Annotated in this window: 19 protein-coding genes; 9 read left to right on the top strand and 10 right to left on the bottom strand. The window is 72.5% G+C overall.

The features are described 5' to 3' along the window. The first annotated feature begins 9 nt into the window (after window positions 1–9). From ABZ454_RS18075 to ABZ454_RS18055, 5 genes are all read left to right on the top strand, one after another. Window positions 10–1,575: a 3' terminal RNA ribose 2'-O-methyltransferase Hen1 gene (locus ABZ454_RS18075; RefSeq protein ID WP_359539048.1), complete on the top strand. Its 1,566-nt coding sequence runs from the start codon at window positions 10–12 to the stop codon at window positions 1,573–1,575. Further along, the gene (locus ABZ454_RS18070; protein ID WP_359539046.1) at window positions 1,572–4,142 is read left to right on the top strand and encodes a polynucleotide kinase-phosphatase; all 2,571 of its coding nucleotides are present in this window, start codon (window positions 1,572–1,574) and stop codon (window positions 4,140–4,142) included. The genes ABZ454_RS18075 and ABZ454_RS18070 overlap by 4 nt, the downstream gene beginning before the upstream one ends. A gap of 238 nt (window positions 4,143–4,380) precedes the next feature. Further along, window positions 4,381–5,613, top strand: coding sequence for an arginine deiminase (locus tag ABZ454_RS18065; RefSeq protein ID WP_359539044.1), 1,233 nt, complete (start codon window positions 4,381–4,383; stop codon window positions 5,611–5,613). A 140-nt stretch (window positions 5,614–5,753) separates the two neighbouring features. Further along, window positions 5,754–6,758 (top strand): ornithine carbamoyltransferase, encoded by a 1,005-nt coding sequence (gene argF, locus ABZ454_RS18060; RefSeq protein WP_356320644.1) that lies wholly within the window; start codon window positions 5,754–5,756, stop codon window positions 6,756–6,758. 183 nt (window positions 6,759–6,941) lie between these two features. Next, window positions 6,942–8,369: an amino acid permease gene (locus ABZ454_RS18055; protein ID WP_359539043.1), complete on the top strand. Its 1,428-nt coding sequence runs from the start codon at window positions 6,942–6,944 to the stop codon at window positions 8,367–8,369. Between the two features lie 13 nt (window positions 8,370–8,382). Here the strand turns inward: ABZ454_RS18055 and ABZ454_RS18050 are convergent, their stop codons facing one another. Continuing rightward, a complete protein-coding gene (locus tag ABZ454_RS18050; protein WP_356320648.1) occupies window positions 8,383–8,817 on the bottom strand; it encodes an ATP-binding protein in 435 nt (144 codons plus the stop codon). 318 nt (window positions 8,818–9,135) lie between these two features. Between ABZ454_RS18050 and ABZ454_RS18045 the strand changes: the two genes are divergently transcribed. Both ABZ454_RS18045 and ABZ454_RS18040 read left to right on the top strand, forming a co-directional pair. Then, complete coding sequence (locus ABZ454_RS18045; protein ID WP_356320650.1) at window positions 9,136–9,963, top strand: enoyl-CoA hydratase family protein; 828 nt, start codon at window positions 9,136–9,138, stop codon at window positions 9,961–9,963. Further along, the gene (locus ABZ454_RS18040) at window positions 9,948–12,323 is read left to right on the top strand and encodes a bifunctional salicylyl-CoA 5-hydroxylase/oxidoreductase (RefSeq protein ID WP_359539042.1); all 2,376 of its coding nucleotides are present in this window, start codon (window positions 9,948–9,950) and stop codon (window positions 12,321–12,323) included. The genes ABZ454_RS18045 and ABZ454_RS18040 overlap by 16 nt, the downstream gene beginning before the upstream one ends. Here the strand turns inward: ABZ454_RS18040 and ABZ454_RS18035 are convergent. From ABZ454_RS18035 to ABZ454_RS18020, 4 genes are read right to left on the bottom strand one after another with little or no spacing between them, the layout of a single operon-like run. Continuing rightward, a complete protein-coding gene (locus ABZ454_RS18035) occupies window positions 12,310–12,741 on the bottom strand; it encodes a hypothetical protein (RefSeq protein WP_359539039.1) in 432 nt (143 codons plus the stop codon). The genes ABZ454_RS18040 and ABZ454_RS18035 overlap by 14 nt on opposite strands. After that, window positions 12,734–13,570: a GNAT family N-acetyltransferase gene (locus ABZ454_RS18030; RefSeq protein WP_359539037.1), complete on the bottom strand. Its 837-nt coding sequence runs from the start codon at window positions 13,568–13,570 to the stop codon at window positions 12,734–12,736. The genes ABZ454_RS18035 and ABZ454_RS18030 overlap by 8 nt, the downstream gene beginning before the upstream one ends. A gap of 43 nt (window positions 13,571–13,613) precedes the next feature. Then, window positions 13,614–14,429, bottom strand: a complete 816-nt coding sequence (locus ABZ454_RS18025) for a PaaX family transcriptional regulator C-terminal domain-containing protein (protein WP_359539034.1) — start codon at window positions 14,427–14,429, stop codon at window positions 13,614–13,616. A gap of 4 nt (window positions 14,430–14,433) precedes the next feature. Next, on the bottom strand, window positions 14,434–16,071 hold the full coding sequence (locus ABZ454_RS18020; RefSeq protein WP_359539032.1) for an AMP-binding protein: 1,638 nt from the start codon (window positions 16,069–16,071) through the stop codon (window positions 14,434–14,436). Window positions 16,072–16,216: 145 nt separating this feature from the next. On the opposite strand from ABZ454_RS18020, the gene ABZ454_RS18015 reads away from it, so the two are divergent. Then, window positions 16,217–17,344 (top strand): acyl-CoA dehydrogenase family protein, encoded by a 1,128-nt coding sequence (locus tag ABZ454_RS18015; RefSeq protein ID WP_359539031.1) that lies wholly within the window; start codon window positions 16,217–16,219, stop codon window positions 17,342–17,344. Further along, window positions 17,341–17,742 (top strand): RidA family protein, encoded by a 402-nt coding sequence (locus tag ABZ454_RS18010; RefSeq protein WP_359539029.1) that lies wholly within the window; start codon window positions 17,341–17,343, stop codon window positions 17,740–17,742. The genes ABZ454_RS18015 and ABZ454_RS18010 overlap by 4 nt, the downstream gene beginning before the upstream one ends. Window positions 17,743–17,822: 80 nt before the next feature. On the opposite strand, the gene ABZ454_RS18005 is transcribed toward ABZ454_RS18010, so the two are convergent. From ABZ454_RS18005 to ABZ454_RS17985, 5 genes are read right to left on the bottom strand one after another with little or no spacing between them, the layout of a single operon-like run. Continuing rightward, window positions 17,823–18,956 carry an FAD-dependent monooxygenase gene (locus tag ABZ454_RS18005; protein WP_359539026.1) on the bottom strand — a complete coding sequence of 378 codons (1,134 nt, stop codon included), beginning with the start codon at window positions 18,954–18,956 and terminating at the stop codon, window positions 17,823–17,825. A 50-nt stretch (window positions 18,957–19,006) separates the two neighbouring features. Next, window positions 19,007–19,576, bottom strand: coding sequence for an ATP/GTP-binding protein (locus ABZ454_RS18000; protein WP_356320667.1), 570 nt, complete (start codon window positions 19,574–19,576; stop codon window positions 19,007–19,009). Window positions 19,577–19,582: 6 nt separating this feature from the next. Then, entirely contained in the window at window positions 19,583–19,939 is a 357-nt protein-coding gene (locus tag ABZ454_RS17995) for a DUF742 domain-containing protein (RefSeq protein ID WP_359539105.1), read from the bottom strand. 56 nt (window positions 19,940–19,995) lie between these two features. Continuing rightward, window positions 19,996–20,433 (bottom strand): roadblock/LC7 domain-containing protein, encoded by a 438-nt coding sequence (locus ABZ454_RS17990; RefSeq protein ID WP_359539024.1) that lies wholly within the window; start codon window positions 20,431–20,433, stop codon window positions 19,996–19,998. After that, window positions 20,430–23,294, bottom strand: a complete 2,865-nt coding sequence (locus tag ABZ454_RS17985; protein WP_359539023.1) for a nitrate- and nitrite sensing domain-containing protein — start codon at window positions 23,292–23,294, stop codon at window positions 20,430–20,432. Before ABZ454_RS17985 ends, ABZ454_RS17990 begins: the two co-directional genes overlap by 4 nt. Window positions 23,295–23,736 lie beyond the last annotated feature (442 nt).

The raw sequence follows: 23,736 nt of genomic DNA, 5'->3' as shown, positions 1-23,736 counted from the left end.
CTCGGACGCGTGTTCCTGACGATCAGTACCACCGGCTCCCCGGAGCGTCCCGCCACCGACCTCGGATTCCTGCTGCACAAGCATCCCGAGAAGGCGCAGACGTTCTCCACCTCGCACGGCACCGCGCACGTCTTCTATCCCGAGGCGTCAGCGGAGCGGTGCACGGCAGCGCTGCTGCTGGAGGTGGATCCCGTGGCGCTGGTGCGGCGCGGCAAGGGGAAGGGCCGGGGAGGCGCCCCGGACGCGGCGCTCGCGCAGTACGTCAACGACCGCCCCTACGCCGCGTCCTCGCTGCTCTCCGTCGCGATGAGCACCGTCTTCAAGTCCGCGCTGAGCGGCACGTGCAAGGCGATGCCCGAGCGGGCGGCGGAGCCGATGCCGTTGCGGATCGAGGTGCCCGCCCTGCCGGCCCGTGGTGGTGCCGAGCTGGTGAGCAAGCTCTTCGGCCCGCTCGGCTGGTCGAGTGTGGACGCGGTGGCCGTACCGCTGGACGAGCAGTTCCCCGAGTGGGGCGACTCGCGCTATGTACGGCTGGTGCTGGAGGGCGAGTTGAGGCTCGCCGACGCACTGCGTCAGCTGTACGTCCTGCTGCCGGTGCTCGACGACGCCAAGCACTACTGGGTGGCGCCGGACGAGGTGGACAAGCTGCTGCGGGCCGGTGAGGGCTGGCTGGCCGACCACCCCGAGCAGAAGCTGATCACCAGCCGGTACCTGTCCCGGCGCTGGGGGCTGACCCGGCAGGCGATGCAGCGGCTGGAGCTGGTGCGGCTCGCCGAGTCCGACGACCTGGACGTCGAGAGCATCGACAACGCCGTCGACGAGACGGCCGACACGGAGGAGCGGCCGGTACCGCTCGCCGAGCAGCGCAGGGCCGCGATCCTGGCGGCGCTGACCGGTGCCGGGGCGAGCCGGGTGCTCGACCTGGGCTGCGGGCAGGGGCAGTTGGTGCAGGCGCTGCTGAAGGACGTGCGTTTCACCGAGATCGTCGGCGTCGATGTCTCGATGCGCGCCCTGACCATCGCCTCGCGCCGGTTGAAGCTGGACCGGATGGGGGAGCGCCAGGCCGCCCGGGTGACGCTCCGGCAGGGATCGCTCACCTACACGGACAAGCAGCTCAAGGGGTACGACGCGGCGGTCCTGAGCGAGGTCGTCGAGCACCTCGACCTGCCACGGCTGCCGGCCCTGGAGTACGCGGTGTTCGGTGTGGCCCGCCCCCGCACCGTGCTCGTGACCACGCCGAACGTCGAGTACAACGTCCGCTGGGAGACCCTCCCGGCCGGCCACGTCCGGCACGGCGACCATCGCTTCGAATGGACCCGGGCGGAATTCCGGGACTGGGCGGGCGACGTGGCTCGCCGGCACGGGTACGGAGTGGAGTTCGTGCCGGTGGGCCCCGACGACCCCGAGGTGGGGCCGCCCACCCAGCTGGCCGTGTTCACGATGACCGCGGCCGACGGGGCCGAGAAGCCCGACGCGGCGGAAAAGCCTGACGCGGCAACGAAGCCCGACGCGGCGGAGAAGCCCGCCGCGACCGACAAGCCCGGCAGAACCGAGAAGGAGGCGAAAGCCGCATGAGCACTACCAGCGACGGCACCAGGCGCGTCCTGCCGGTGACCGACCTCTCCCTCGTCGTCCTCATCGGGGCGAGCGGCTCGGGCAAGTCCACCTTCGCCCGCAAGCACTTCAAGCCGACCGAGATCATCTCCTCCGACTTCTGCCGGGGCCTGGTCGCCGACGACGAGAACGACCAGAGCGCCAGCCGGGACGCCTTCGACGTCCTGCACTACATCGCGGGCAAGCGCCTGGCCGCGGGACGGCTGACCGTCGTCGACGCGACCAGCGTCCAGCCCGAGAGCCGCCGTCAGCTGGTGCGGCTGGCCCGGGAGCACGACGTGCTGCCCATCGCGATCGTCCTCGACCTGCCCGAAGAGGTCTGCCTCGCGCGCAACGCCGGCCGCCCCGACCGCGCCGGCATGCCCCGTCACGTCATCCAGCGCCACCGCCGCGAGCTGCGCCGCTCGCTGCGGGGCCTGGAGCGCGAGGGGTTCCGCAAGGTCCACATCCTGCGCTCGGAGGAGGAGGCCGAGCACGCCGAAGTGGTTCTGGAGCGCCGCTACAACGACCTCCGCCACCTCACCGGCCCCTTCGACATCATCGGTGACATCCACGGATGCAGTTCCGAGCTGGAGACCCTGCTCGGCAAGCTCGGCTACGTGAACGGCTCGCACCCCGACGGGCGTACGGCGGTGTTCGTCGGCGACCTGGTCGACCGCGGGCCCGACAGCCCCGGCGTGTTGCGCCGCGTCATGTCCATGGTCGCGGACGGCGACGCGCTCTGCGTCCCCGGCAACCACGAGAACAAGCTCGGCCGTTACCTCAAGGGCCGCAAGGTCCAGCAGACCCACGGGCTCGCCGAGACCATCGAGCAGCTGGAGCGGGAGGACGCCAGGGACCCGGAGTTCCGGGAGCGGGTCAGGGAGTTCATCGACGGGCTCGTCAGCCACTACGTGCTGGACGACGGCAAGCTCGTCGTCTGCCACGCCGGTCTGCCCGAGAAGTACCACGGGCGTACCTCCGGCCGGGTCCGCTCGCACGCGCTCTACGGCGAGACGACCGGGGAGACCGACGCGTTCGGACTGCCGGTGCGCTACCCGTGGGCGGAGGACTACCGGGGCCGTGCCGCCGTGGTCTACGGTCACACGCCCGTCCCCACGACCTCCTGGATCAACAACACCATCTGCCTGGACACCGGGGCCGTGTTCGGCGGCAGGATGACCGCGCTGCGCTGGCCGGAGCGTGAGCTCGTCGACGTGCCGGCGGAGCAGGTCTGGTACGAGCCCGTGCAGCCGCTGAGCACCGAGGCCCCGGGGGGCCGGGAGGGCCGGCCGCTGGACCTCGCCGACGTGCAGGGCCGGCGGGTCGTGGAGACCCGCCACATGGGCCGCATCGCGGTGCGCGAGGAGAACGCGGCGGCCGCGCTGGAGGTCATGAGCCGGTTCGCCGTCGACCCACGGCTGCTCGCCTACCTTCCGCCGACCATGGCGCCGACCGCCACCTCGCGGGAGGAGGGCTATCTGGAGCACCCGGCCGAGGCGTTCGCGCAGTACAGGGCGGACGGCGTGGCCGAGGTCGTGTGCGAGGAGAAGCACATGGGCTCCCGTGCGGTGGCCCTGGTCTGCCGGGACGCCGACGCGGCACGGGAGCGCTTCGGTACCGGCGACCTCGGCAAGGGCAGCCCGACGGGTGCGCTGCACACCCGCACCGGACGGCCGTTCCTGGACGATCCCGCGCTCACCGAGGCCGTGCTGGACCGGCTGCGCGCGGCCGTCACCGCCGCCGGGCTCTGGGAGGAGTGGGACACCGACTGGGTGCTGCTCGACGCCGAGCTGATGCCCTGGTCCCTGAAGGCGGCCGGACTTCTGCGCTCGCAGTACGCGGCGGTCGGCGCCGCGTCGGGGGCCGTCTTCCCCGCGGCCACCGGGGCGCTCGCGGCGGCGGCGGCACGCGGGATCGACGTCGGCGCGCTCGCGGACCGGCAGCGGGGGCGGGCCGAGGACGCGGCCGCGTTCACCGAGGCCTACCGCCGCTACTGCTGGAGCACGGAGGGGCTGGACGGGGTGCGCCTGGCGCCCTTCCAGATCCTCGCCGTGCAGGGCCGCTCGCTCGCCTCCGTACCCCACGACGAGCAACTGGCGTGGCTGGACCGGCTGGTGGAGCACGACCCCACCGGTCTGCTCCAGGTCACCCGGCGGCTCGTCGTCGACACCGCCGACGAGGCGTCGGTCCGCGCCGGCATCGACTGGTGGCTGGAGATGACCGGTCGCGGCGGCGAGGGCATGGTCGTCAAGCCGCTCGGCGCGCTCGTCAGGGACGGCAAGGACCGTCTCGTGCAGCCCGGGATCAAGGTGCGTGGCCGGGAGTACCTCCGGATCATCTACGGCCCCGAGTACACCCGCCCGGAGAATCTGGACCGCCTGCGCGGACGCTTCCTCGGCCACAAGCGGTCGCTCGCCCTGCGGGAGTACGCCCTGGGCCTGGAGGCCCTGGACCGGCTGGCCGACGGGGAGCCGCTGTGGCGGGTCCACGAGGCGGTGTTCGCGGTCCTGGCGCTGGAGTCGGAGCCGGTCGACCCGCGGTTGTGAAGCCGCACCGGCGGGCCGGGACCACGACCGTTCCTGGCCCGCCGGAGCGACAGGCCAGGCGGTTCGTTCCCGGCCCGCCGGAGAAGCGGCCGGCCGTCCGTTCCCGGCCCGCCGGAGAAGCGGCCGGCCATCCGTCCCGCCCGTCGGAGGAACCGTCCGGCCACCGCGTCCGGACGGCCGGAAGAACCGGCTGGCGATTCGCCGGGTGAACCGCGTCCCGCGCGGTGAGGATGAGGGCATGGGATTCCATGTCGACTCCGAGGCCGGGCGGCTGCGCCGCGTCATCCTGCACCGCCCCGATCTGGAACTGAAACGGCTCACACCCGGCAACAAGGACGCGCTCCTCTTCGACGACGTCCTCTGGGTGCGCCGGGCCCGCGAGGAGCACGACGGCTTCGCGGACGTGCTGCGCGAGCGCGGGGTCGAGGTGCACCTCTTCGGCGACCTGCTCCGGGAGTCGCTGGAGATCCCCGTGGCCCGACGGCTGGTGCTGGACCGGGTCTTCGAGGAGAAGGAGTACGGACCGCTGGCCACCGAGCACCTGCGCGCCGCCTTCGAGGAGTTGTCCACCGCGGACCTCTGCGAGGCGCTCGTCGGCGGGATGACCAAACGGGAGTTCCTGGAGCGTTACCGCGAGCCGACCTCCGTGCGCTTCCACGTCATGGACCTGGACGACTTCCTGCTCGAGCCGCTGCCCAACCACCTCTTCACCCGCGACACCTCGGCCTGGATCTACGACGGTGTCTCCATCAACGCCATGCGGTGGCCGGCCCGGCAGCGCGAAACCGTCCACTTCGAGGCGATCTACCGTCACCACCCGCTCTTCACGGGCTCCGAGGCCGGAGCCTTCCACCACTGGTCGGAGGGCCAGGACGACTATCCCTCCACCATCGAGGGCGGCGACGTCCTCGTCATCGGCCGGGGGGCCGTGCTCATCGGGATGAGCGAACGCACCACCCCGCAGGCGGTGGAGATGCTGGCCCGCGGCCTCTTCGACGCCGGTTCCGCCCGGACGATCGTGGCCCTCGACATGCCCAAGAGCCGTGCCTTCATGCACCTCGACACGGTGATGACGATGGTCGACGGGGACACCTTCACCAAGTACGCGGGCCTGGGCATGCTCCGCTCGTACACCATCGAGCCCGGGGACGGTCCGCGCGATCTCAAGGTCACCGACCATCCGCCCGAGCACATGCACCGCGCCATCGCCGAGGCGCTCGGACTGGACTCGATCCGGGTCCTGACCGCGACCCAGGACGTGCACGCGGCCGCGCGCGAGCAGTGGGACGACGGCTGCAACGTCCTGGCCGTCGAACCGGGCGTCGTCGTCGCCTACGAGCGCAACGTCACCACCAACACCCATCTGCGCAAGGAGGGCATCGAGGTCATCGAGATCCGGGGCAGCGAACTGGGCCGGGGCCGGGGCGGCCCCCGCTGCATGAGCTGCCCGGTCGTCCGGGACCCGGTGTAGGCGGGGCGCGTGCGAGGGCGCGAGGGGCCCGGGAGACGCTCAGAACGATCGCACTGTATACCGATGCAATGTTTCGTATAGACTTCCAGGGTTACGGTATGCGTCCCCTTCCGCCCTCGTCCGACCCAGGAGCAGTCATCATGGCCATAGACCTCGCAGGCCGCCACTTCCTCAAGGAGCTGGACTTCACGGCCGAGGAGTTCCGCGGCCTGATCGGCCTGGCCGCGGAACTCAAGGCGGCGAAGAAGTCGGGGACCGAGGTCCAGCAGCTGCGCGGCAGGAACATCGCGCTGATCTTCGAGAAGACCTCGACCCGCACGCGCTGCGCGTTCGAGGTGGCCGCCGCCGACCAGGGTGCCTCCACCACCTACCTCGACCCCTCCGGCTCGCAGATGGGACACAAGGAGTCGGTGAAGGACACCGCCCGTGTCCTCGGCCGGATGTTCGACGGGATCGAGTACCGCGGCGACAGTCAGGAGGCCGTGGAGGAGCTGGCGGCCCACGGCGGAGTGCCCGTCTACAACGGCCTCACCGACGACTGGCACCCCACCCAGATGCTCGCCGACGTCCTCACGATGACCGAGCACAGCGAGAAGCCGCTGGAGCGCATCGCCTTCGCCTACCTCGGCGACGCCCGGTTCAACATGGGCAACTCCTACCTCGTCACCGGCGCCCTGCTGGGCATGGACGTGCGGATCGTCGCGCCGAAGGCCTACTGGCCCGCCGACGCGGTCGTCGCGCAGGCCCACGAGCTCGCGGCGGCCAGCGGGGCGAGGGTCACGCTGACCGAGGACATCGCCGAAGGCGTACGCGGCGCCGACTTCGTCGCCACCGACGTCTGGGTCTCGATGGGCGAGCCCAAGGAGGTCTGGGACGAGCGCATCGCCGCCCTCGCGCCGTACGCCGTCACCATGGACGTCCTGCGGGCCAGCGCCAACCCCGACGTGAAGTTCCTGCACTGCCTCCCGGCCTTCCACGACCTCGGCACCAAGGTGGGGCGGGAGATCCACGCCCGGCACGGCCTGACGGAGCTGGAAGTGAGCGACGAGGTCTTCGAGTCCGCGCACTCCGTCGTCTTCGACGAGGCGGAGAACCGGATGCACACGATCAAGGCCGTGCTGGTGGCGACACTGGCCGCCCGCTGACCCGGTCGTCCCGCATGTTCATGCACCCGATGGGGTGAACATACGCGCGGGTGTCTATTATGGTCCGCGTTGGTGGGGTTCGAGCTCGCACGCTCGAACCCCATTTTTCGTGTGCGGCGCCCGGCCCCCACTGCCGTCGCCGCACCGCCCCCCACCTGCGCCACCAGAGATGAGACCACCGCCGTGAGCCCCCTGCGCCTGCCCGGCCCGCCGCACCGCGTCAAGGATCCGCACCAGCTGATCGCCGAGTCCGGCGCCGACCTGGAGGGTCACGGGCTCAAGCGCACCATGGGACTCTTCCAGCTGGTGTGCTTCGGGGTCGGCGCCGTCGTCGGCACCGGCATCTTCGTCGGCCTGTCCGACAGCGTGGCCGAGGCCGGCCCCGCGGTCGTGCTGTCGTTCGTCCTCGCGGCTGTCACCTGTATCTTCACCGCGTTCTCGTTCGCCGAGCTGGGCAGCGCGATCCCGGTCTCGGGCAGCTCGTACTCCTTCGCCTACGCCACCCTCGGTGAGCGCACGGCCTTCCTCGTCGGCTGGTGCCTGCTCCTGGAGTACGGCGTGTCGGTCTCGGCCGTGGCGGTGGGCTGGAGCCAGTACGTCAACGAACTGCTCGACAGTCTCTTCGGGTGGCAGCTTCCGGCCGCGCTCTCCGCCGGCCCCGGTGACGGCGGCGTGATCAACCTGCCCGCCGTGCTCGTGGTGATGATGGCCGCGACGCTGCTGGTGCGCGGCGTCCGGGAGAGCGCGGGGGCCACCGCCGCGATGGCCGTCCTCAAGATCACCATCCTGTTGATGTTCTGCGTCATCGCCTTCACCGCCTTCGAGCACGGCAACCTCACGCCGTTCCTGGCCCACGGCCCGGGCGGCGTCACCGCGGGTGCGTCGCTGGCGTTCTTCTCGTACATCGGGTTCGACGCCATCACCACCGCGGGCGAGGAGGTCAAGAACCCCCGGCGCAACATCCCGATCGCGATCATGATCTGCATCGGCCTGGTCACGTTGCTCTACTGCGCGGTCGCCCTCGCCGCGATCGGCGCCCTCGGCCCGGACGCCGTCTCCGACAAGCCGGCCGCCCTGTCCCTGATCGTCGACCAGGTCACCGGTTCGAGTGTCGGCGGCGGGATCATCGCGTTCGGCGCGATCGTCGCCATCGCCTCGGTCGTCCTCGCGGTGATGTACGGACAGACCCGCATCCTGATGTCCATGTCACGCGACGGGCTCGTCCCGCGGGTCTTCGAGCGGGTCTCGCCGCGCACCGCGACGCCCGTCGCCAACACCTGGATCGTCGCCGTCGTCTTCGCCGTTCCGGCGGCCTTCTCCTCGCTCGACGTGGTGGTGAACCTGACCACCATCGGGACGCTGGCCACCATGGTCGCCGTCAACGTCGCCGTGATCGTGCTGCGCCGCCGCAATCCGGAGGTGAGGGGCTCGTTCCGGGTCCCGCTCTACCCGCTCAGCCCGCTCCTCGGCGTCGCCTTCTGCGTGTATCTGATGTACGGGACCGGCTGGTCGACGTGGGTGCAGTTCGCGGTGTTCCTGGCCGTCGGTGCGGGGGTGTACGCCGCCTACGGACGCAGTCGCTCGCGGCTGGCGGGCCGGGCCGGGGCCTGAGCGGGCGGCCCGGTCAGGGCGTCGGCTCGGCGGGCGACGGCAGGGTGAACCACACCGCTTTGCCGCGCTCGGTCGTGCGGTGACCGCAGGACGAGCTGAGGGTGCGGATGAGCAGCAGCCCCCGGCCGTGCTCCTGCCAGGGGTCGGGCGTCCAGCCCGGCTCCGGTGTGGAGAGATCGCCCGGCAGGGCCGGGTAGCCGTCGTGCACCTCCACCTGGCAGCCGGTCGGCAGGAGCTGCACCACCAGCTCGACCGGTTCGTCGCCGGGGGTGTGCTCCACGGCGTTGGCGACGAGTTCCGCGGTCAGCAGTTCGGCGGTGTCACTGTCCGCGGGGGCGTCGAGGTCCGCCAGGACCGTACGGATCAGGGCGCGGGCGATCGGCACGGCGGCCGCGGAATGCGGCAGTGAGATACGCCAGGTGAGGGGTGCGGGAGCATCGGACGGCACGACGGACCTTCCGATCGGGGAGGGGTGGGAACAGCCCCGGCCTCAACAGTCCCGGAGCTCGAGAATTCTTCTCTTCAACCTTACGAAGCCAGACGACACGGGCAAGGGGCTGTCGACCGGTACGAACGGGACCTTCGTCACTCCGCTCTCACGCCCCGCTTATCGCGTACTCGTGACGGAAGTCACGTACGAGTGATAAATTCGGGCGGAGGCCGACCGGCACGTGCGGGGCGGCATCGCGTGCCGGCCCCGCGATGCCGCCCCGGACACGCCGGCCGGCCCCAGGCAGCAGCCCGCCGGCTGAAGGGGCCACCCTCGATGAGTCCGTTTCCCAGCTCCGCCTCCCGTACGCAGGACTGGCGCCATCTGCGGGTCACGACGCGGGACGGCGTCGCCACCGTCACCCTCGCCCGGCCCGAGAAACTCAACGCGCTGACCTTCGGGGCCTACGCGGATCTGCGCGACCTGCTGGCCGAGCTGTCGCGGGAGCGTGCGGTGCGGGCCCTGGTGCTGGCCGGCGAGGGGCGCGGCTTCTGCTCGGGCGGCGATGTGGACGAGATCATCGGCGCCACACTCGCGATGGACACCGCCCAGCTGCTGGACTTCAACCGGATGACCGGGCAGGTCGTCCGCGCCCTGCGGGAATGCCCGTTCCCCGTCGTGGCGGCCGTCCACGGGGTCGCCGCCGGAGCGGGCGCCGTCCTGGCGCTGGCCGCCGACTTCCGGGTCGCCGACCCGTCGGCCAGATTCGCCTTTCTCTTCACCCGTGTCGGGCTCTCCGGCGGGGACATGGGCGCGGCCTACCTGCTGCCCCGGGTCGTCGGTCTCGGCCACGCCACCCGGCTGCTGATGCTGGGCGACCCCGTCCGCGCCCCCGAGGCCGAACGGATCGGGCTGATCAGCGAACTGGCCGAGGAGGGCGCGGCCGACGAGCGGGCCGCGGCGCTCGCCCGCCGCCTCGCGGACGGACCCGCGCTCGCCCTCGCCCAGACCAAGGCGCTGCTCACCGCCGAACTCGACATGCCGCTGGCGGCCGCCGTGGAGATGGACGCCGCCACCCAGGCCCTGCTGATGCACGGCGAGGACTACGCCGAGTTCCACGCCTCCTTCACCGAGAAACGGCCGCCGGCGTGGCGGGGCCGGTGATCCAGGTGACGCCGCCCGGCGAAGTGCCGTGGCCGCTGCGCCGGATCGCCGTGATCGGCGGCGGACCCGGCGGGCTCTATGCCGCGGCGCTGCTCAAGCGGCTCGGCCCGGAGCGCGAGATCACCCTGTGGGAGCGCAACGCACCCGACGACACGTTCGGCTTCGGCGTCGTCCTCTCCGACGAGACCCTCGGCGGCATCGAGCACGCCGACCCCGTCGTCCACGCCGCCCTCCAGCGCGAGTTCGTCCGCTGGGACGACATCGACATCGTCCACCGGGGCCATACCCAGACCTCCGGCGGCCACGGCTTCGCCGCGCTCGGCCGCCGCCGGCTCCTGGAGATCCTGCACGAGCGCTGCGCCGATCTCGGGGTGCGCCTCCGCTTCCGCACCGAGGCCCCGCCCGCCGCCGAACTGGCCGCCTCCCATGATCTGGTGATCGCTGCCGACGGCGTGCACAGCCGGACCCGCGACGCGCACGCGGAGAGCTTCGGGCCCCGCGTCACCGGCCACCGCTGCCGCTACATCTGGCTCGCCGCCGACTTCGCCCTGGACGCCTTCCGCTTCGAGACGGCCGAGACCGCCTACGGCGTGATGCAGCTGCACGCCTACCCCTTCTCCCGCCCGGCGCCCGTCCGCCACCCGTCGACGAGGCCCTTCGGTCCGCCGGACGAGGCCGGCGCCTCGACCGTCATCGTGGAGATGCGGGAAGAGGTCTGGCGCGCTGCCGGGTTCGACACCTGCGACACCGCCGAGTCGACCCGGCACTGCGCCAAGATCTTCGCCGAAGCCCTCGGCCACCGGCCGCTGCGTTCCCACCACTCCTCCTGGCTCACGTTCCGCACCGTCGTCAACGAACGCTGGTCGCACGGGAACACGGTCCTCATCGGCGACGCGGCGCACACCGCGCACTTCTCCATCGGGTCCGGCACCAAACTCGCCATGGAGGACGCCCTCGCGCTCGCCGCCTGCATCGAGGAACAGCCACGGCTGCCCGCCGCCCTCGCCGCGTACGAGAGCGAGCGCCGGCCTGTCGTCGAATCCACCCAGCGCGCCGCCGCGGCCAGCCTGCGCTGGTTCGAGGAGCTGGGCGCGTACGTCGACCAGCCGCCCCGGCAGTTCGCCTTCAACCTCCTCACCCGCAGCCGCCGCGTCACCCACGACAACCTGCGGCTGCGCGACGCCTCGTTCACCGCTGCGGTCGAGGACGAGTTCGGCTGTGTACCGGGGACCCCGCCGATGTTCACCCCGCTGCGGCTGCGGGGCCTGGAACTGCGCAACCGCGTCGTCGTCTCGCCCATGGACATGTACTCGGCCACCGACGGAGTCCCCGGCGACTTCCACCTCGTCCACCTCGGGGCGCGGGCGCTCGGCGGCGCCGGGCTGGTCATGACGGAGATGGTCTGCGTGAGCGCCGAGGGCCGCATCACCCCGGGCTGCACCGGCCTCTACACCGACGAGCAGGCGGCCGCCTGGACCAGGATCACCGACTTCGTGCACGCCGGATCGCCCGGCACCGCGATCGGGATCCAGCTCGGCCACTCCGGCCGCAAGGGCTCCACCAAGCTCATGTGGGAGGGCATGGACCAGCCGCTCGACGAGGGCAACTGGCAGCTGACCGCCGCCTCCCCGATTCCGTACGCGCCGGGCGTCAACCAGACCCCGCACGCCCTGGACCGCGCAGGGCTGGAAGCCGTCCGCGAGCGGTTCGCCTCCGCGGCCGAGCGCGCCGACCGGTGCGGATTCGATCTCCTCGAACTCCACTGCGCGCACGGCTACCTGCTCTCGGGCTTCCTCTCCCCGCTCACCAACCACCGCACCGACGCCTACGGCGGCACGCTGACGAACCGGCTCCGCTTCCCGCTGGAGGTCTTCGACGCGGTCCGTGAACGCTGGCCGGACGACCGGCCGATGACCGTCCGGATCTCCGCGACGGACTGGGCCGAGGGCGGGACGACGGGCGAGGACGCGGTCGAGATCGCCCGCGCCTTCGTCGCGCACGGCGCCGACGCCATCGACGTCTCCACCGGCCAGGTCGTCCCCTTCGAACGGCCCGAGTACGGGCGCTCGTACCAGACCCCGTACGCCGACCGGATCCGCAACACCCTCTGCGTGCCCGTCATCGCCGTCGGCGCCCTCTCCTCCTGGGACGACGTCAACTCGCTGCTGCTCGCGGGCCGCGCCGACCTCTGCGCCCTGGCCCGCCCGCACCTGTACGACCCCCACTGGACACTCCACGCGGCAGCCGAGCAGGGCTACACGGGCCCGGGCGCGCCCTGGCCGCTCCCGTACCGCGCGGGCAGCCGCACCCCGCCGACCGGCCGCACGGACGCGCCGAAACCGCGGCTCACTCTGGACTGACCGGCAGGCACGCGTGACAGAGGCAGGGGTCGGGGTGCGGAGCCGCGTGATGCGTGTGCCGCCCCCGACGCGCGACGTCCTCCAGCCGCTTCGCCAGTTCCGTCGCCTCCTCCCGCGTCCGCGCGGGCACGCCGGCGCACCGCCGGAGGACGGCCGGGGAGTACACCGGCCGGGCCCGGAAGGTGTGCAGATGCCGGATCCCGGTGTCGACGGTGATCCAGCGTCCGGTGTGCCGGCCGTGGCCGACCGCGGTCAGCTGCTCGTTCCCCGTCCCCGGGTAGGTGTCCAGCACGTAGACCTTCGCCCCGCCCCGGAACGCCTTCGTGCCGGGCCGGAACTCCTGCCCCCGCTCCCCGTACCGCCGCCACCGCACGACGTTCGCCGCGACCAGCCAGAGCGGGCCGGGCACCTCACTCATCGCTCTCCCGCGCGCTGATCAGCAGCCGGTCCGAGACGGGCCGGTAGCCGATGCGCGTGTACACCCCGTTGCTCGTCGGGTTCGCCAGGTCCGTGAAGAGCAGCACCTCGTCCGCTCCCGCGTCCCGGGCCGCCCGGCTCACCTCGGCGGTCACCGCCGCCGCGTAACCCCGGCCGCGGTGCTCCGGCGGGGTGTAGACGGGAGCGACGCGTGCGGCGCCCGCGATCCGCGGCGAGACGCCCGCCATCGACACGGGGAGACCGCCGTCCTCCCAGAGCGTCAGCCGGCCCTCCGCGGTCCGCTCGTCCACCGCCCTCGCATGCCGGGCGGGCGACCCGCCCGGCCCGCCTGCCTCGGCGGAGAACGCGGCGAACCAGTCCAGCAGCAGCTCCCGGTCCGCGGGGGTCGCGGCCCTCGCCCGGCCGCCGGGAGCCGGCGACGGCGGGACCAGCTCGCCCAGCCGGTAGAGCCGCTGCTCCTCCTCCACGCGGTGCCCCGGCCAGTGGGCCGCCACCGCCCGAGCCGTGGCCGGGTCCGCGTTGACGTGAGTGAGGTGGAGGGCGGCCATCAGCGGACCCACCGCCTCCGGGACGAGCGCGTTCAGCGTGGCGGGGTGGGGCGGCGTCCGGAGCACGGTGCCCGCCACCTCGCCGTCGGCGCCGCGCCACCAGCCCAGCACCGGGGCGTGGTCGCCGAAGGCGTGCGGGCCGTGGCGCCGCAGGGTCGCGGTGACGGTCAGGACGACCGTGTTCTCGGCCGGACGGGCGGCCAGCGACGCGCCGGCCGCGTCGAGGAAGGTGTCGACGTCATCGGTGAAGGTCCAGGTCATGCCGACGCATTCTGCCGGGCGGACCGCCGTCGGGGGTACCGGATTACCGGCGCACGAACAGTGCCCCTGCGTCCCGCAGCCGCTCGTGCAGCCGCCCGAACACCTCGGCCGACCTGCCGCCCGGCCACGTCGGCGGAAGCAGCTCCTTCGGCAGCCCCGGATCCGCGTACGGCACCTGCCGCCAGGAGTCCAGCGCCATCAGGTAGTCCCGGTACGCGGCCTCCGGAGCCGGCGGCTCGTCCGGGCGGGCTTCCCAGGACCGCAGCACCGGCTCGTGCCGCGTCAGGAACCCTTCGTGCAGCCGGGCCACGGCGTCCAGGTCCCACCACCGGCCCACCGACTCCCCGGTGGCCGCGAAACCCAGATGGTCGCCGCGGAACAGCTCCACGTACGGGGCGAGCCCGAGGCGCTCCAGGGTGTGCCGGGTCTCGTCGTACAGCGCGGCCGGTGCGATCCACACGCCCGGTGCGGCCGTGCCGAAGCCGAGTCCCGACAGCCGGGAGCGCAGCAGATGCCGCTTGTGGCGTTCGGTCTCCGGTACGGAGAACACCGCGAGCACCCAGCCGTCCTCGAGGCGCGGGTCCGGATGCCGGTAGATCCGCCGGTCCCCGTCGTCGAGCAGCTGGCGGGCGTCGGCCGAGAGCGCGTAGCCGGCCGCCCCGCCCGGCGTCCGGGCCGCGACGAGCAGGCCGCGCCGCTTCAGCCGGGAGACGGAGGAACGCACGGCGGGGGCTTCCACACCGACGGCGCCGAGCAGCCGGACGAGTTCCGCCACCGGCATCGGGGCGTCGCCCGGGGTGCGGCCGTACGCACCGAAGAGGGTGACGATCAGCGAACGGGGGGTGTGCGGTTCGACCATGTGATCATTCTCGGCCCGGTGCGCCGGTGCCCGCAGCGGGGTCGTCCTCACGGAGTCGGAACCGTTGCAGTTTGCCGGTCGCGGTACGGGGGAGCGCGGGCAGGAACGTGATGAGGCGGGGGCATTTGTGCGGGGCCAGTTCGGCCCGCATGAAGGCGCGCAGCGCGTCGGCCGTGAGGGCGGAGTCCTCCCTGCGCACCACGTACGCCGCGACGATCCGGCCGCGCAGCTCGTCCGCGCGGCCCACCACCGCGGCCTCCGCCACCTCCGGGTGACGCAGCAGGGCGTCCTCGACCTCGGGGCCGGCGATGTTGTAGCCGGAGGAGATGATCATGTCGTCGGCGCGGGCCACGTAACGGAAGTAGCCGTCCGCGTCGCGCACATAGGTGTCTCCGGTGAGGTTCCAGCCGTGCCGCACGTACTCCCGCTGACGCTCGTCGGCGAGGTAGCGGCAGCCGACCGGTCCGCGTACGGCGAGCAGTCCCGGTTCGCCGTCCTCCACCGGTTCGCCGTCCCGGTCCACCACCCTGGCCTGCCAGCCGGGGACCGGGATGCCGGTGGTGCCGGGGCGGATCGCCTCGTCGGCGGCGGAGACGAAGATGTGCAGCAGCTCGGTGGCGCCGATGCCGTTGATGATCCGCAGACCGGTCCGCTCGTACCAGGCGTGCCAGGTGGCGACCGGCAGGTTCTCACCCGCGGACACACAGCGCCGCAGCGCGGAGAGGTCGTGCCCGTCCAGCTGGTCGAGCATCACCCGGTAGGCGGTCGGGGCGGTGAACAGCACCGAGACGCGGTGCGCGGCCAGGGCGGGCAGCAACTGCTTGGGGCCCGCCTGTTCCAGCAGCAGCGCCGACGCACCGGCCCGCAGCGGGAAGACGACCAGGCCGCCGAGCCCGAAGGTGAAGCCGAGCGGCGGACTGCCGGCGAAGACGTCGTCGGGGGCGGGCCGCAGGACGTGCCGGGAGAAGGTGTCCGCGATGGCGAGCACATCGCGGTGCAGATGCATGCAGCCCTTGGGGCGGCCGGTGGTTCCCGAGGTGAACGCGATCAGTGCCACGTCGTCCGCCGCGGTGTCCACGGCCCGGTAGGGGCCGGGCCGGCCGGCGGCCAGCCGCAGCAGGTCGTCGGGGGCGTCGCCGCCGTACGCCGTGATCCGCAGCCCCGGTACCTCCGCCCTGACCAGGTCGTCGACCGACCGGACGTCGCACAGCGCATGGCTGATCCGGGCGATCGAGCAGATCGTGGCGAGCTCGGCCGCCCGCTGCTGGGCCAGTACGGTGACGGCGATCGCGCCGGCCTTCAGCACCGCGAGCCAGCAGGCGGCGAGGCGGGGCGTGGTGGGGCCGCGCAACAGCACGCGGTTGCCGGGCACGACCCCCAGCTCCGAGGTGAGGACATGGGCGATCGAGTCGACCAGCTCCCCCAGCTCCCCGTAGCTCAGCACCCCGCCGTCGGGCGTACGGAACGCCGGCCGGCCGGGTCCGAAGCGCTCGGTCGTACGGTCCAGGAGCTCGGCGGCGCAGTTGAGGCGCTCCGGATAGTGCAGCTCGGGCAGGTCGAAGACCAGTTCCGGCCACTGGTCGGCGGGTGGCAGGTGCTCCCTGGCGAAGCTGTCGATGTGCGCTGAGGTGTTCGGGTCCATGAAGGATCGCCCCCTTGTCGCCCTTGGAGCGTATCGTTTGGGTGACGGTAGTCAACGGTCCGCGATAAAAGGGGCGGTCCCCGGGAGGGACGGCACCCGCACACGCACAGCTTCCGACGGGACTTTCGACAGGAGAGGCGCCGGTATGACGGCATTCTCGCTCGATCCGGCACAGACCGCCTGGTGCGAGGAGCTGCGCACCCTGGCGGAGGAGCGGCTGCGCCCCCTCGCGGAGAAGGGTGAGCCGGGACACGTCAACCGCCCCCTGGTCGCCGCGCTCGGCGAGCTGGGTCTGCTCGACCGGCTGCTCGGCTCCGGAGCCCTCGACCTGTGTCTGCTGCGCGAATCGCTCGCCCGTGGCTGCACGGAGGCCGAGACCGCCCTGGCGCTCCAGGGCCTCGGGACGTACCCCGTCGTGCAGGCGGGTAGCCCGGCCCACCGCGAGCGCTGGCTCCCCGAGGTCCGCGCGGGGCGCGCCGTCGCCGCGTTCGCACTCAGCGAGCCGGGGGCCGGCTCCGACGCGGCGGCCCTGGCACTCGACGCCGTACCCGCGCCCGGCGGCTGGCGGCTGACCGGCGAGAAGTGCTGGATCTCCAACGCCCCGGAGGCCGACTTCTACACCGTCTTCGCCCGGACGACGCGGGACGCCGGAGCGCGCGGCGTCACCGCGTTCCTGGTGCCCGCCGACCGCCCCGGCCTGACCGGCACCGCACTGGACATGCTCTCCCCGCACCCGATCGGCGCGCTCCACTTCGACGGTGTGCCGGTCGCCGCCGACGACGTGCTCGGCGAACCGGACCGTGGCTTCCGGGTCGCCATGAACACCCTCAACCTCTTCCGGCCCAGCGTCGGCGCCTTCGCCCTCGGCATGGCCCGCGCCGCGCTCGACGCCACCGTGGAACACACCGCGACCCGCACCGCGTTCGGCGGACCGCTGGGCGACCTCCAGGCCGTCTCCCACCAGGTCGCCGAGATGGCCACCCGCACCGAGGCCGCCCGGCTGCTGGTGTACGCGGCCGCCGCCGCGTACGACGCGGGGGAGCCCGGCGTCCCGCGACGGGCCGCCATGGCGAAGCTGTACGCCACCGAGACCGCGCAGTACGTCGTGGACACCGCCGTCCAGCTGCACGGCGCCCGCGCCCTGCGCCGCGGCCATCTGCTCGAACACCTCTACCGCGAGGTCCGCGCACCCCGCATCTACGAGGGCGCGAGCGAGGTCCAGCGCACCATCATCGCCAAGGAGCTGTACGCGAACCGGGAGCCGTCCGCATGAGCCCGAACCACCGGATCAACCCCGCCGAACTCTCACCGCCCACGGGCTTCTCGCACGCCGTCACCGCCACCGGGAGCCACCTGGTCTTCCTGGCCGGGCAGACGGCCCTGGACCACCGGGGCGACATCAGCGGGAGCACCCTGCCCGAGCAGTTCACCACCGCCCTCACCAACCTGCTCACCGCCCTGCGCGCGGCGGGGGGCTCCCCGGCGGATCTGGCCCGGGTCACGGTCTACGCCACGGACGTCGCCGACTACCGGGCGAACGCCGCCGAACTGGGCCGTATCTGGCGCCGGCTGGCGGGCCGCGACTACCCGGCGATGGCCGTCATCGGGGTGGCGCGGCTCTGGGACGAACAGGCACTGGTCGAGATCGACGGGACGGCGGTCCTGCCCTGACACCCGGCCCCGGACACCGCGAACGCCCCGTGCGAGCCCGCGGTCCGGGCCCGCACGGGGCGTTCAGGGCGATCAGCGCGTCAGTACGGCTGCACCAGCACGTGCGCCGCGCCCGGGATGCCCACCTTCAGCAGCTCGTCCTCCTCGGGCGTCGTCTCCCCGCCCGTCTCCTGCTTGAGCACGGCGCGCGACATCGCCTGCACCCACATGGCACGGGGGCGGCGGCGGGCCTCCCAGGTGTCGAGCGCGGCCGCGACGTCCGCCTCGGCGTCCAGCGACTGGGCGAGCACCAGCGCGTCCTCCACCGCCATCGCCGCACCCTGCGCGATGTGCGGGGTGCTCGCGTGCGCGGCGTCACCGGCCAGGACCACGCGGCCGACGTGCCACGGCTCCTCGACGGTCACCTGGGAGATCCGCGAGTACACCACCGCTTCCGGTCCGGTGACCGCGGCGAGCGCCTCGGCGACCGGGCCGGTGAACATCGGCAGCCGCTCCTTGAGCTGCTCGTGCGCCTTCTCCGCGTCGGGCCGGAAGTCCTCGTGCTCGGCGAACACCGTGCCCAGGTACATCAGCTCGTCCGTGATCGGGGTGAGCAGCGCCTTGGCGGCCTGGCCCGCGGTGCCCATCACGACGCCCCGGACGTGCTCCTGACGGGGCACGGTGACACGCCAGTTGGCGAAGCCGGTGTACTGGGGGGTGTAGCGGTCGCCGTACAGCAGGGTGCGCAGCGGCGAGCCGATGCCGTCGAAGCCGACGACGAGGTCCCAGCGCGCGGCCGAACCGTCGGACAGGGTGACGTCCACGCCCTCGCCGTCGTCGGTGAGCTCCGAGACGGTCGCGCCGAAACGGATCGTGGCCCCGGCCGCCGTGGCCGCGGCGCCGAGTATCCGGGCGAGCGCGGGGCGCGGGATGCCGTTGTTGGACGGGGCGTCGTCCATGCGGGGCTGCGGGATCTCGGCCAGCGTGTTGCCGGCCGGGTCGGCGATGGTCAGGACCTCCCACTCGAAGCCCGCCTTGAGGCAGTCGTCGAGGACGCCGATCTCCCGCATGACGTGCAGGGCGTTGGACGGCTGGATGATGCCGACGCCCAGGGCCTCCAGCTGGTCGCGGAGTTCGACGACCTCGACGGTGTGGCCGCGCCGGGCCAGGGCGGTGGCGAGCGTCAGGCCGCCGATGCCGCCACCGTGGATCAGGACGCGCAGAGGTGTTGCCATAGGGGAACTCTCCATTGCGGGAAGGTGCGAAGTGCCGGGGGAAGGGGTGATCAGCCGGCCGCGACGGGCAGGCTCATCAGGTGGTCCACGAGGGCCAGCAGCACGTCACGGCCGAAGGGCCTCTCCCGTACGTCGCCGAGCAGCAGGGGGACGTGCGGGTCGAGGTCGAGAGCGGCCCTGACCTCGTCCGGCGTCCGGGTGTTGTGGCCGTGGAAGCAGTTGATCGCCACGACGAACGGGATGTCCCGGCTCTCGAAGAAGTCGATCGACGCGAAGCTGGTCTCCAGCCGCCGGGTGTCGGCGATCACGACACCGCCGAGGGCACCGTTGACCAGGTCGTTCCACATGAACCAGAAGCGTTCCTGGCCCGGGGTGCCGAACAGGTAGACGACGAGCTCCTGGCTGACCGTGATCCGGCCGAAGTCCAGGGCCACGGTGGTCGTGTCCTTCTGCCCCACACCGGCCAGGTCGTCGACGCCGATGCTGGCCTTGGTCAGGAACTCCTCGGTGTGCAGGGGCGCGACCTCGCTGACGGCGCCCACGAGGGTGGTCTTACCGACGCCGAAGCCGCCGGCGACGAGGATTTTCACGGCGGCGGGAGCCGCCTGACTGATGGTCATCTTGGCTCAGAGTCTCCCGAGTCCGTCGCGAAGGGCTGCCAGCATTCCCCTGTCGGCGCCGCCGGCCGCCCGGGCCACCGACAGGGGCGCGCGGGCGAGCAGCAGGCCCTGGGCGACCAGGTCCGCCAGCAGGATCTTGGTCACCGAGACCGGGAGGTTGAGATCCGCTGCGACCTCGGCGACCGCGGCGGGACGCAGACAGCGCTCCAGGATCATCCGGTGCTCCGGCTGGAGCCTGCCCGGACGGACGGCCGCCCCGTGCTCGTCCCGCGGGTCGTGCGCGGTCGTCAGCACGGTGATGAGGCTGAAGTCGTCCCGCTCGGGGGCGGTCCGGCCACGGGTGATGGTGTACGGGCGCACCATGGTGCCCGCCCCGTCCTCCCCGTCGGCGTAGGGGTCCTCGTCCTCCCAGGGCGGGGTCACGCGCGCGGCCCGTCCCCGCCGCCGAAGGCGTCGAAGTCGCTCCGCACGGGAGTGCTGAGCTTCTGCCCGACCTGCTGGACGAGGTTGTGCATGGCGAGCGACATGATCTCGGCGTCCACCTCCTGGGAGGCGACGACGGCCAGGTGCGTCCCCTGGGCCGCCGAGATGATGAAGAGCCACAGATCCGACAGCTCGACGATCACCTGGTGCACGCCGCCGCCGTTGAAGAGCTGGCCCACCCCGCGGGCCAGGCTCTGCTGCCCGGTGCAGATGGCGGCCAGCCGCTCGGCGTCGGCCCGCTCGACGGTGCGCGAATGGCTCACCACGAGGCCGTCGTCGGAGAGCAGCACGGCGTTCCGGGTCTCGGCCACCGAGTCCACGAGACCGTCGAGCAGCCAGTCGAGATCCTGGTGAGTGGCGGTTGTACGTGTCATGACCGTTCTTCTCTCGAGGGGAGGGGTGCGGGAGGGGCGGGCCGCGCAGGCGGCTCGTCAGTCGCGCGGGCGGCGCGGGACCGCCGCTGGAAGGCTCCGATGGCGGCGCCGGCGCGGCGCGGGGCCGGACGGGGCAGCGGGTCGGCCGGACGGCTCGGCGGCGAGGAGGCGGCAGGCCCGGAGGCCGGGTCGATCCGCAGTTCGTCCGCGAGGCTGGCCTGTCGTACCCGGCGCGGCAACGGGGGTTCCGCGGCGGGCGCCCCCGGCAGCGCGGGCCGCCCCGGCCAGCCCTCCCGGCCGGTCGTGCCCGCCGCCGGGGGAGCCGGATGGTCGGGCTCCGCCACCGGCAGCTGCCCGGGGCGCCGGGCGGCCGGTTCCGGCTGCCGGGGCCCGGGGACCGGGAAGCCGCTCAGGTCGGGGACGCCCGCCGCGTACGGTCCCGGGTAGGACTGGGGCGCAGGCACGTACGGCTCCTCGGGCGCCGGGTAGGGCTGGTGCGGCACGGGGTACTGGCCCTCGGCCTTCATGTACGGCTGCTCGGCATCGGCGTACGTGTCCTGGGGGGAGCCGCCGTACGTCGTGTCGTTCCGCTCGCCGTACGCGTCGCGGTCCGCGTCGCCGTAAGGGGAGGCGGGTGCGGCGTGGCCGTACGCCCCGGCCGGGGTGTTGTCGGTGTACGGCGTGTACGGATGCTCCGCACCGGCGAACGGCGTGTCGGCGGGGTCCGGCCCCGGCTGCTCCTCCCGGTCGGGGAAGGGCTCGTCCGCCACCGTGTAGGGCGCGCCGCTGGTCTCGAACGGTGCGCCCGAGGCGTGCAGTGCCGTGACTCCGGCGAGGGCCTGGCCGCGGCCCCGGCTGGGCAGCGCGTCGGCGTCGGGGGTCGCGGCGGGGACCGGGGCCGGCATGGCGCCCGTCTCCTCGGGTGCGGGCACGGCCACCGGACCGGAGTGCGGGCCGGGGACGGTGAGCGCGTCGGGGACGAGCAGGACGACCCGGGTGCCGCCGAAGGCCGACTGGCGGAACTCCACCCGCAGGCCGTGCTGGTCGGCGAGGCGCGCGATCACGTACAGACCGAGCCGGATGTCGTCGGCGTGCGCCAGCACGTCCATCCGGGGCGGCCTGCTCATCAGCTCGTTGGCCTCGGCGAGCTGCTGCTCGTCCATGCCGAGCCCGCGGTCCTCGACCTCGATGGCCAGGCCCCGGCTGACCCGGGCCGCCCTGACCTCGACGGGGCTGGGCGGCTTGGAGAAGGTGAGGGCGTTCTCGATCAGTTCCGCCAGCACGTGGGAGACCGGCCCGACGGCCCGCTCCGAGAGCCACGGGGCACCGTCCAGATCCAGCACCACGCGCCGGTAGTCCTGCACCTCGCCCTGGGCGGAGCGCATGACGTCCAGCAGCGGTACGGGCTTGCGCCAGCGCCGGTGCGGGGAGCCGCCCGCCAGGATCACGAGGTTCTCCTCGTAGCGCCGGAGGCGGGCGGTGAGGTGGTCGAGGTCGAAGAGGCCGTCCAGCACCTCGGGGTCCTCGTGCTTGCGCTCCAGCTCGTCCAGCTTCTTCAGCTGCTGGCCGATCAACTGCTGGGTGCGGCGCGCGATGCGCTGCAGCAGCCGCTCGAAGCCGCGGTGCTGGTCGGCCTGTCTGACGGCCGCCTGCAGGGCACTCGTGCGGGCCAGGTCGAGCGCGTTGCCGAGCTGGGTCAGCTCGTCGGCCTTGCCGCCGTCCTTGCGGTCGTGTCCGATGGCGCGGGCCTCGGTCTCGACATCGATGCGTTCGCCCTTGCCGAGCCGCTCGACGACGTCGGGCAGCGCCTGCTCCAGCTCCTCGGCCCGCTCCTGGAGCCGGCCGATCCGGCGGCGCAGATTGCGGGTGAGGCGCCAGGTGATCCAGATGACCGCGACGACGGCGAGGAGGCCGACGACCGTGGTGAGGACGACCCTGACCAGCAGCGAGACGACGCTGTCCTTGCCGTTCGCCACGACGAGATCGGTGCGGTGTTCCATCAGCTTCACCAGCTGGGGCGTGACCTCGTCCATCGCGCCGCGCCAGGTCTTCTCCTCGGCGCCGAGGCTGACGAAGCCGGCACGGTCCGCATCGGCGGGCCGCAGCACCTGGTTCTCCACCTGGGTCTTGGTCTTCCAGGCCGAACTGGCGGAGATCTCCTCCCACATGGCCTTCTCGTCCGCCGGAAGGTAGGGGACGACCTTGGTGGCGTACTGGAAGGACTGGCCGGCGACGGCCTGCCGGACCTGCTGGAGGTCCTCCGTGCTCAGCTTGCCCTTGGACCAGCCACGCGCCAGCAGGGCATCGGAGCGCGAGATCATCTCCTTGGCCCAGAACAGGTCGACCAGCGGCTGTGAGAGCGTGGTGATCTCGCCGTTGTCCACGTGGCTGAGCGCGGTGAAGAGCCGCATGTCGACGGAGATCAGGTCCGTGTAGTAGCGGTACACGGCCTTCTGCTGGTCGTTGTCACCCTCGTCGACCAGGGTGCGCTGGGCCGGGAGTTGGGTGATCGCCGTGCGGGCCTGGACCACCGCGTCCCGCACCTCGCCCGGGGCGTCGTCGGTGGCGATGTCGGAGAGGGACTGGAAGTCGCTGATCGCTTCGTCGGTGAGCTTGCGCTGCTTGCGCAGCGCGTCCGTGGCACCTCCGGCGCGGGCCAGAGCTTCGGCGCTCAGCCGCCGCTCCTCCTGCAGGTTGTAGTACACGATGTTGGACGGCTGACCGGCCTTCTGGGCCAACTGCCCCTGGGCTGCCTGCCTTTGGAAGTCGAGCAGAGTCTGACCACTGGTGACGGCCCAGAGGGCGGCCAGTGCTACACCGGGGACGATGGCCAGTACGAGCAGGGCCGTCCGCAGCGACATTGTGGTCGAGTCGCTCCGCCGTGACGCGCGCGTGCGCAGGGCATGCTCCTTGACGATGATGCCAGCCTCGCGACTGGCCAAATCCGTTGAGAACTTCGACGGATAGATATTAGTCACACTGCAAAAATGGAATGGAAGCGGGCTCACATGTGCAACACCGATCATCCACGAAACCACCATCAACGCGCGGAGCTGTCCGAAGAGTCCCGTTGAGATCGGTCCCACGGAGCGGGCGCTGCGGTGCGGGGAGACGGCGGAGTCCGTGCGAAGCGGGGATGACGGCCCGTCACCGCCCGGACCGGGAGGCGCCGCCCTCCGCGCCTCCCCGGCCGTGCCGGTCACCACCGATCCCAGTGCGCCGCAGTGGGCGCGGCGCGCCGTACGAGTGAAGCGCCGCTGGGGATATATCTGTATTTAGTGCCCACTGTCTGTTCGGAAGCCC

It is taken from the genome of Streptomyces sp. NPDC005803 (assembly GCF_040630435.1).
Taxonomy (GTDB): domain Bacteria; phylum Actinomycetota; class Actinomycetes; order Streptomycetales; family Streptomycetaceae; genus Streptomyces.
The sequence above is the reverse complement of the archived record's forward strand: the minus strand, read 5'-3'. Positions and strand labels throughout refer to the sequence as shown.

Coding starts and splice junctions, on each gene's coding strand:
- ABZ454_RS18045 (WP_356320650.1), top strand. CDS start 9,136: ATGAGTCCGTTTCCCAGCTCCGCCTCCCGTACGCAGGACTGGCGCCAT.
- ABZ454_RS18005 (WP_359539026.1), bottom strand. CDS start 18,956: ATGGCAACACCTCTGCGCGTCCTGATCCACGGTGGCGGCATCGGCGGC.
- ABZ454_RS18030 (WP_359539037.1), bottom strand. CDS start 13,570: ATGACCTGGACCTTCACCGATGACGTCGACACCTTCCTCGACGCGGCC.
- ABZ454_RS18010 (WP_359539029.1), top strand. CDS start 17,341: ATGAGCCCGAACCACCGGATCAACCCCGCCGAACTCTCACCGCCCACG.
- ABZ454_RS17995 (WP_359539105.1), bottom strand. CDS start 19,939: ATGGTGCGCCCGTACACCATCACCCGTGGCCGGACCGCCCCCGAGCGG.
- ABZ454_RS18035 (WP_359539039.1), bottom strand. CDS start 12,741: ATGAGTGAGGTGCCCGGCCCGCTCTGGCTGGTCGCGGCGAACGTCGTG.
- ABZ454_RS18015 (WP_359539031.1), top strand. CDS start 16,217: ATGACGGCATTCTCGCTCGATCCGGCACAGACCGCCTGGTGCGAGGAG.
- ABZ454_RS18070 (WP_359539046.1), top strand. CDS start 1,572: ATGAGCACTACCAGCGACGGCACCAGGCGCGTCCTGCCGGTGACCGAC.
- ABZ454_RS17985 (WP_359539023.1), bottom strand. CDS start 23,294: ATGTCGCTGCGGACGGCCCTGCTCGTACTGGCCATCGTCCCCGGTGTA.
- ABZ454_RS18000 (WP_356320667.1), bottom strand. CDS start 19,576: ATGACCATCAGTCAGGCGGCTCCCGCCGCCGTGAAAATCCTCGTCGCC.
- ABZ454_RS18025 (WP_359539034.1), bottom strand. CDS start 14,429: ATGGTCGAACCGCACACCCCCCGTTCGCTGATCGTCACCCTCTTCGGT.
- argF (WP_356320644.1), top strand. CDS start 5,754: ATGGCCATAGACCTCGCAGGCCGCCACTTCCTCAAGGAGCTGGACTTC.
- ABZ454_RS17990 (WP_359539024.1), bottom strand. CDS start 20,433: ATGACACGTACAACCGCCACTCACCAGGATCTCGACTGGCTGCTCGAC.
- ABZ454_RS18020 (WP_359539032.1), bottom strand. CDS start 16,071: ATGGACCCGAACACCTCAGCGCACATCGACAGCTTCGCCAGGGAGCAC.
- ABZ454_RS18065 (WP_359539044.1), top strand. CDS start 4,381: ATGGGATTCCATGTCGACTCCGAGGCCGGGCGGCTGCGCCGCGTCATC.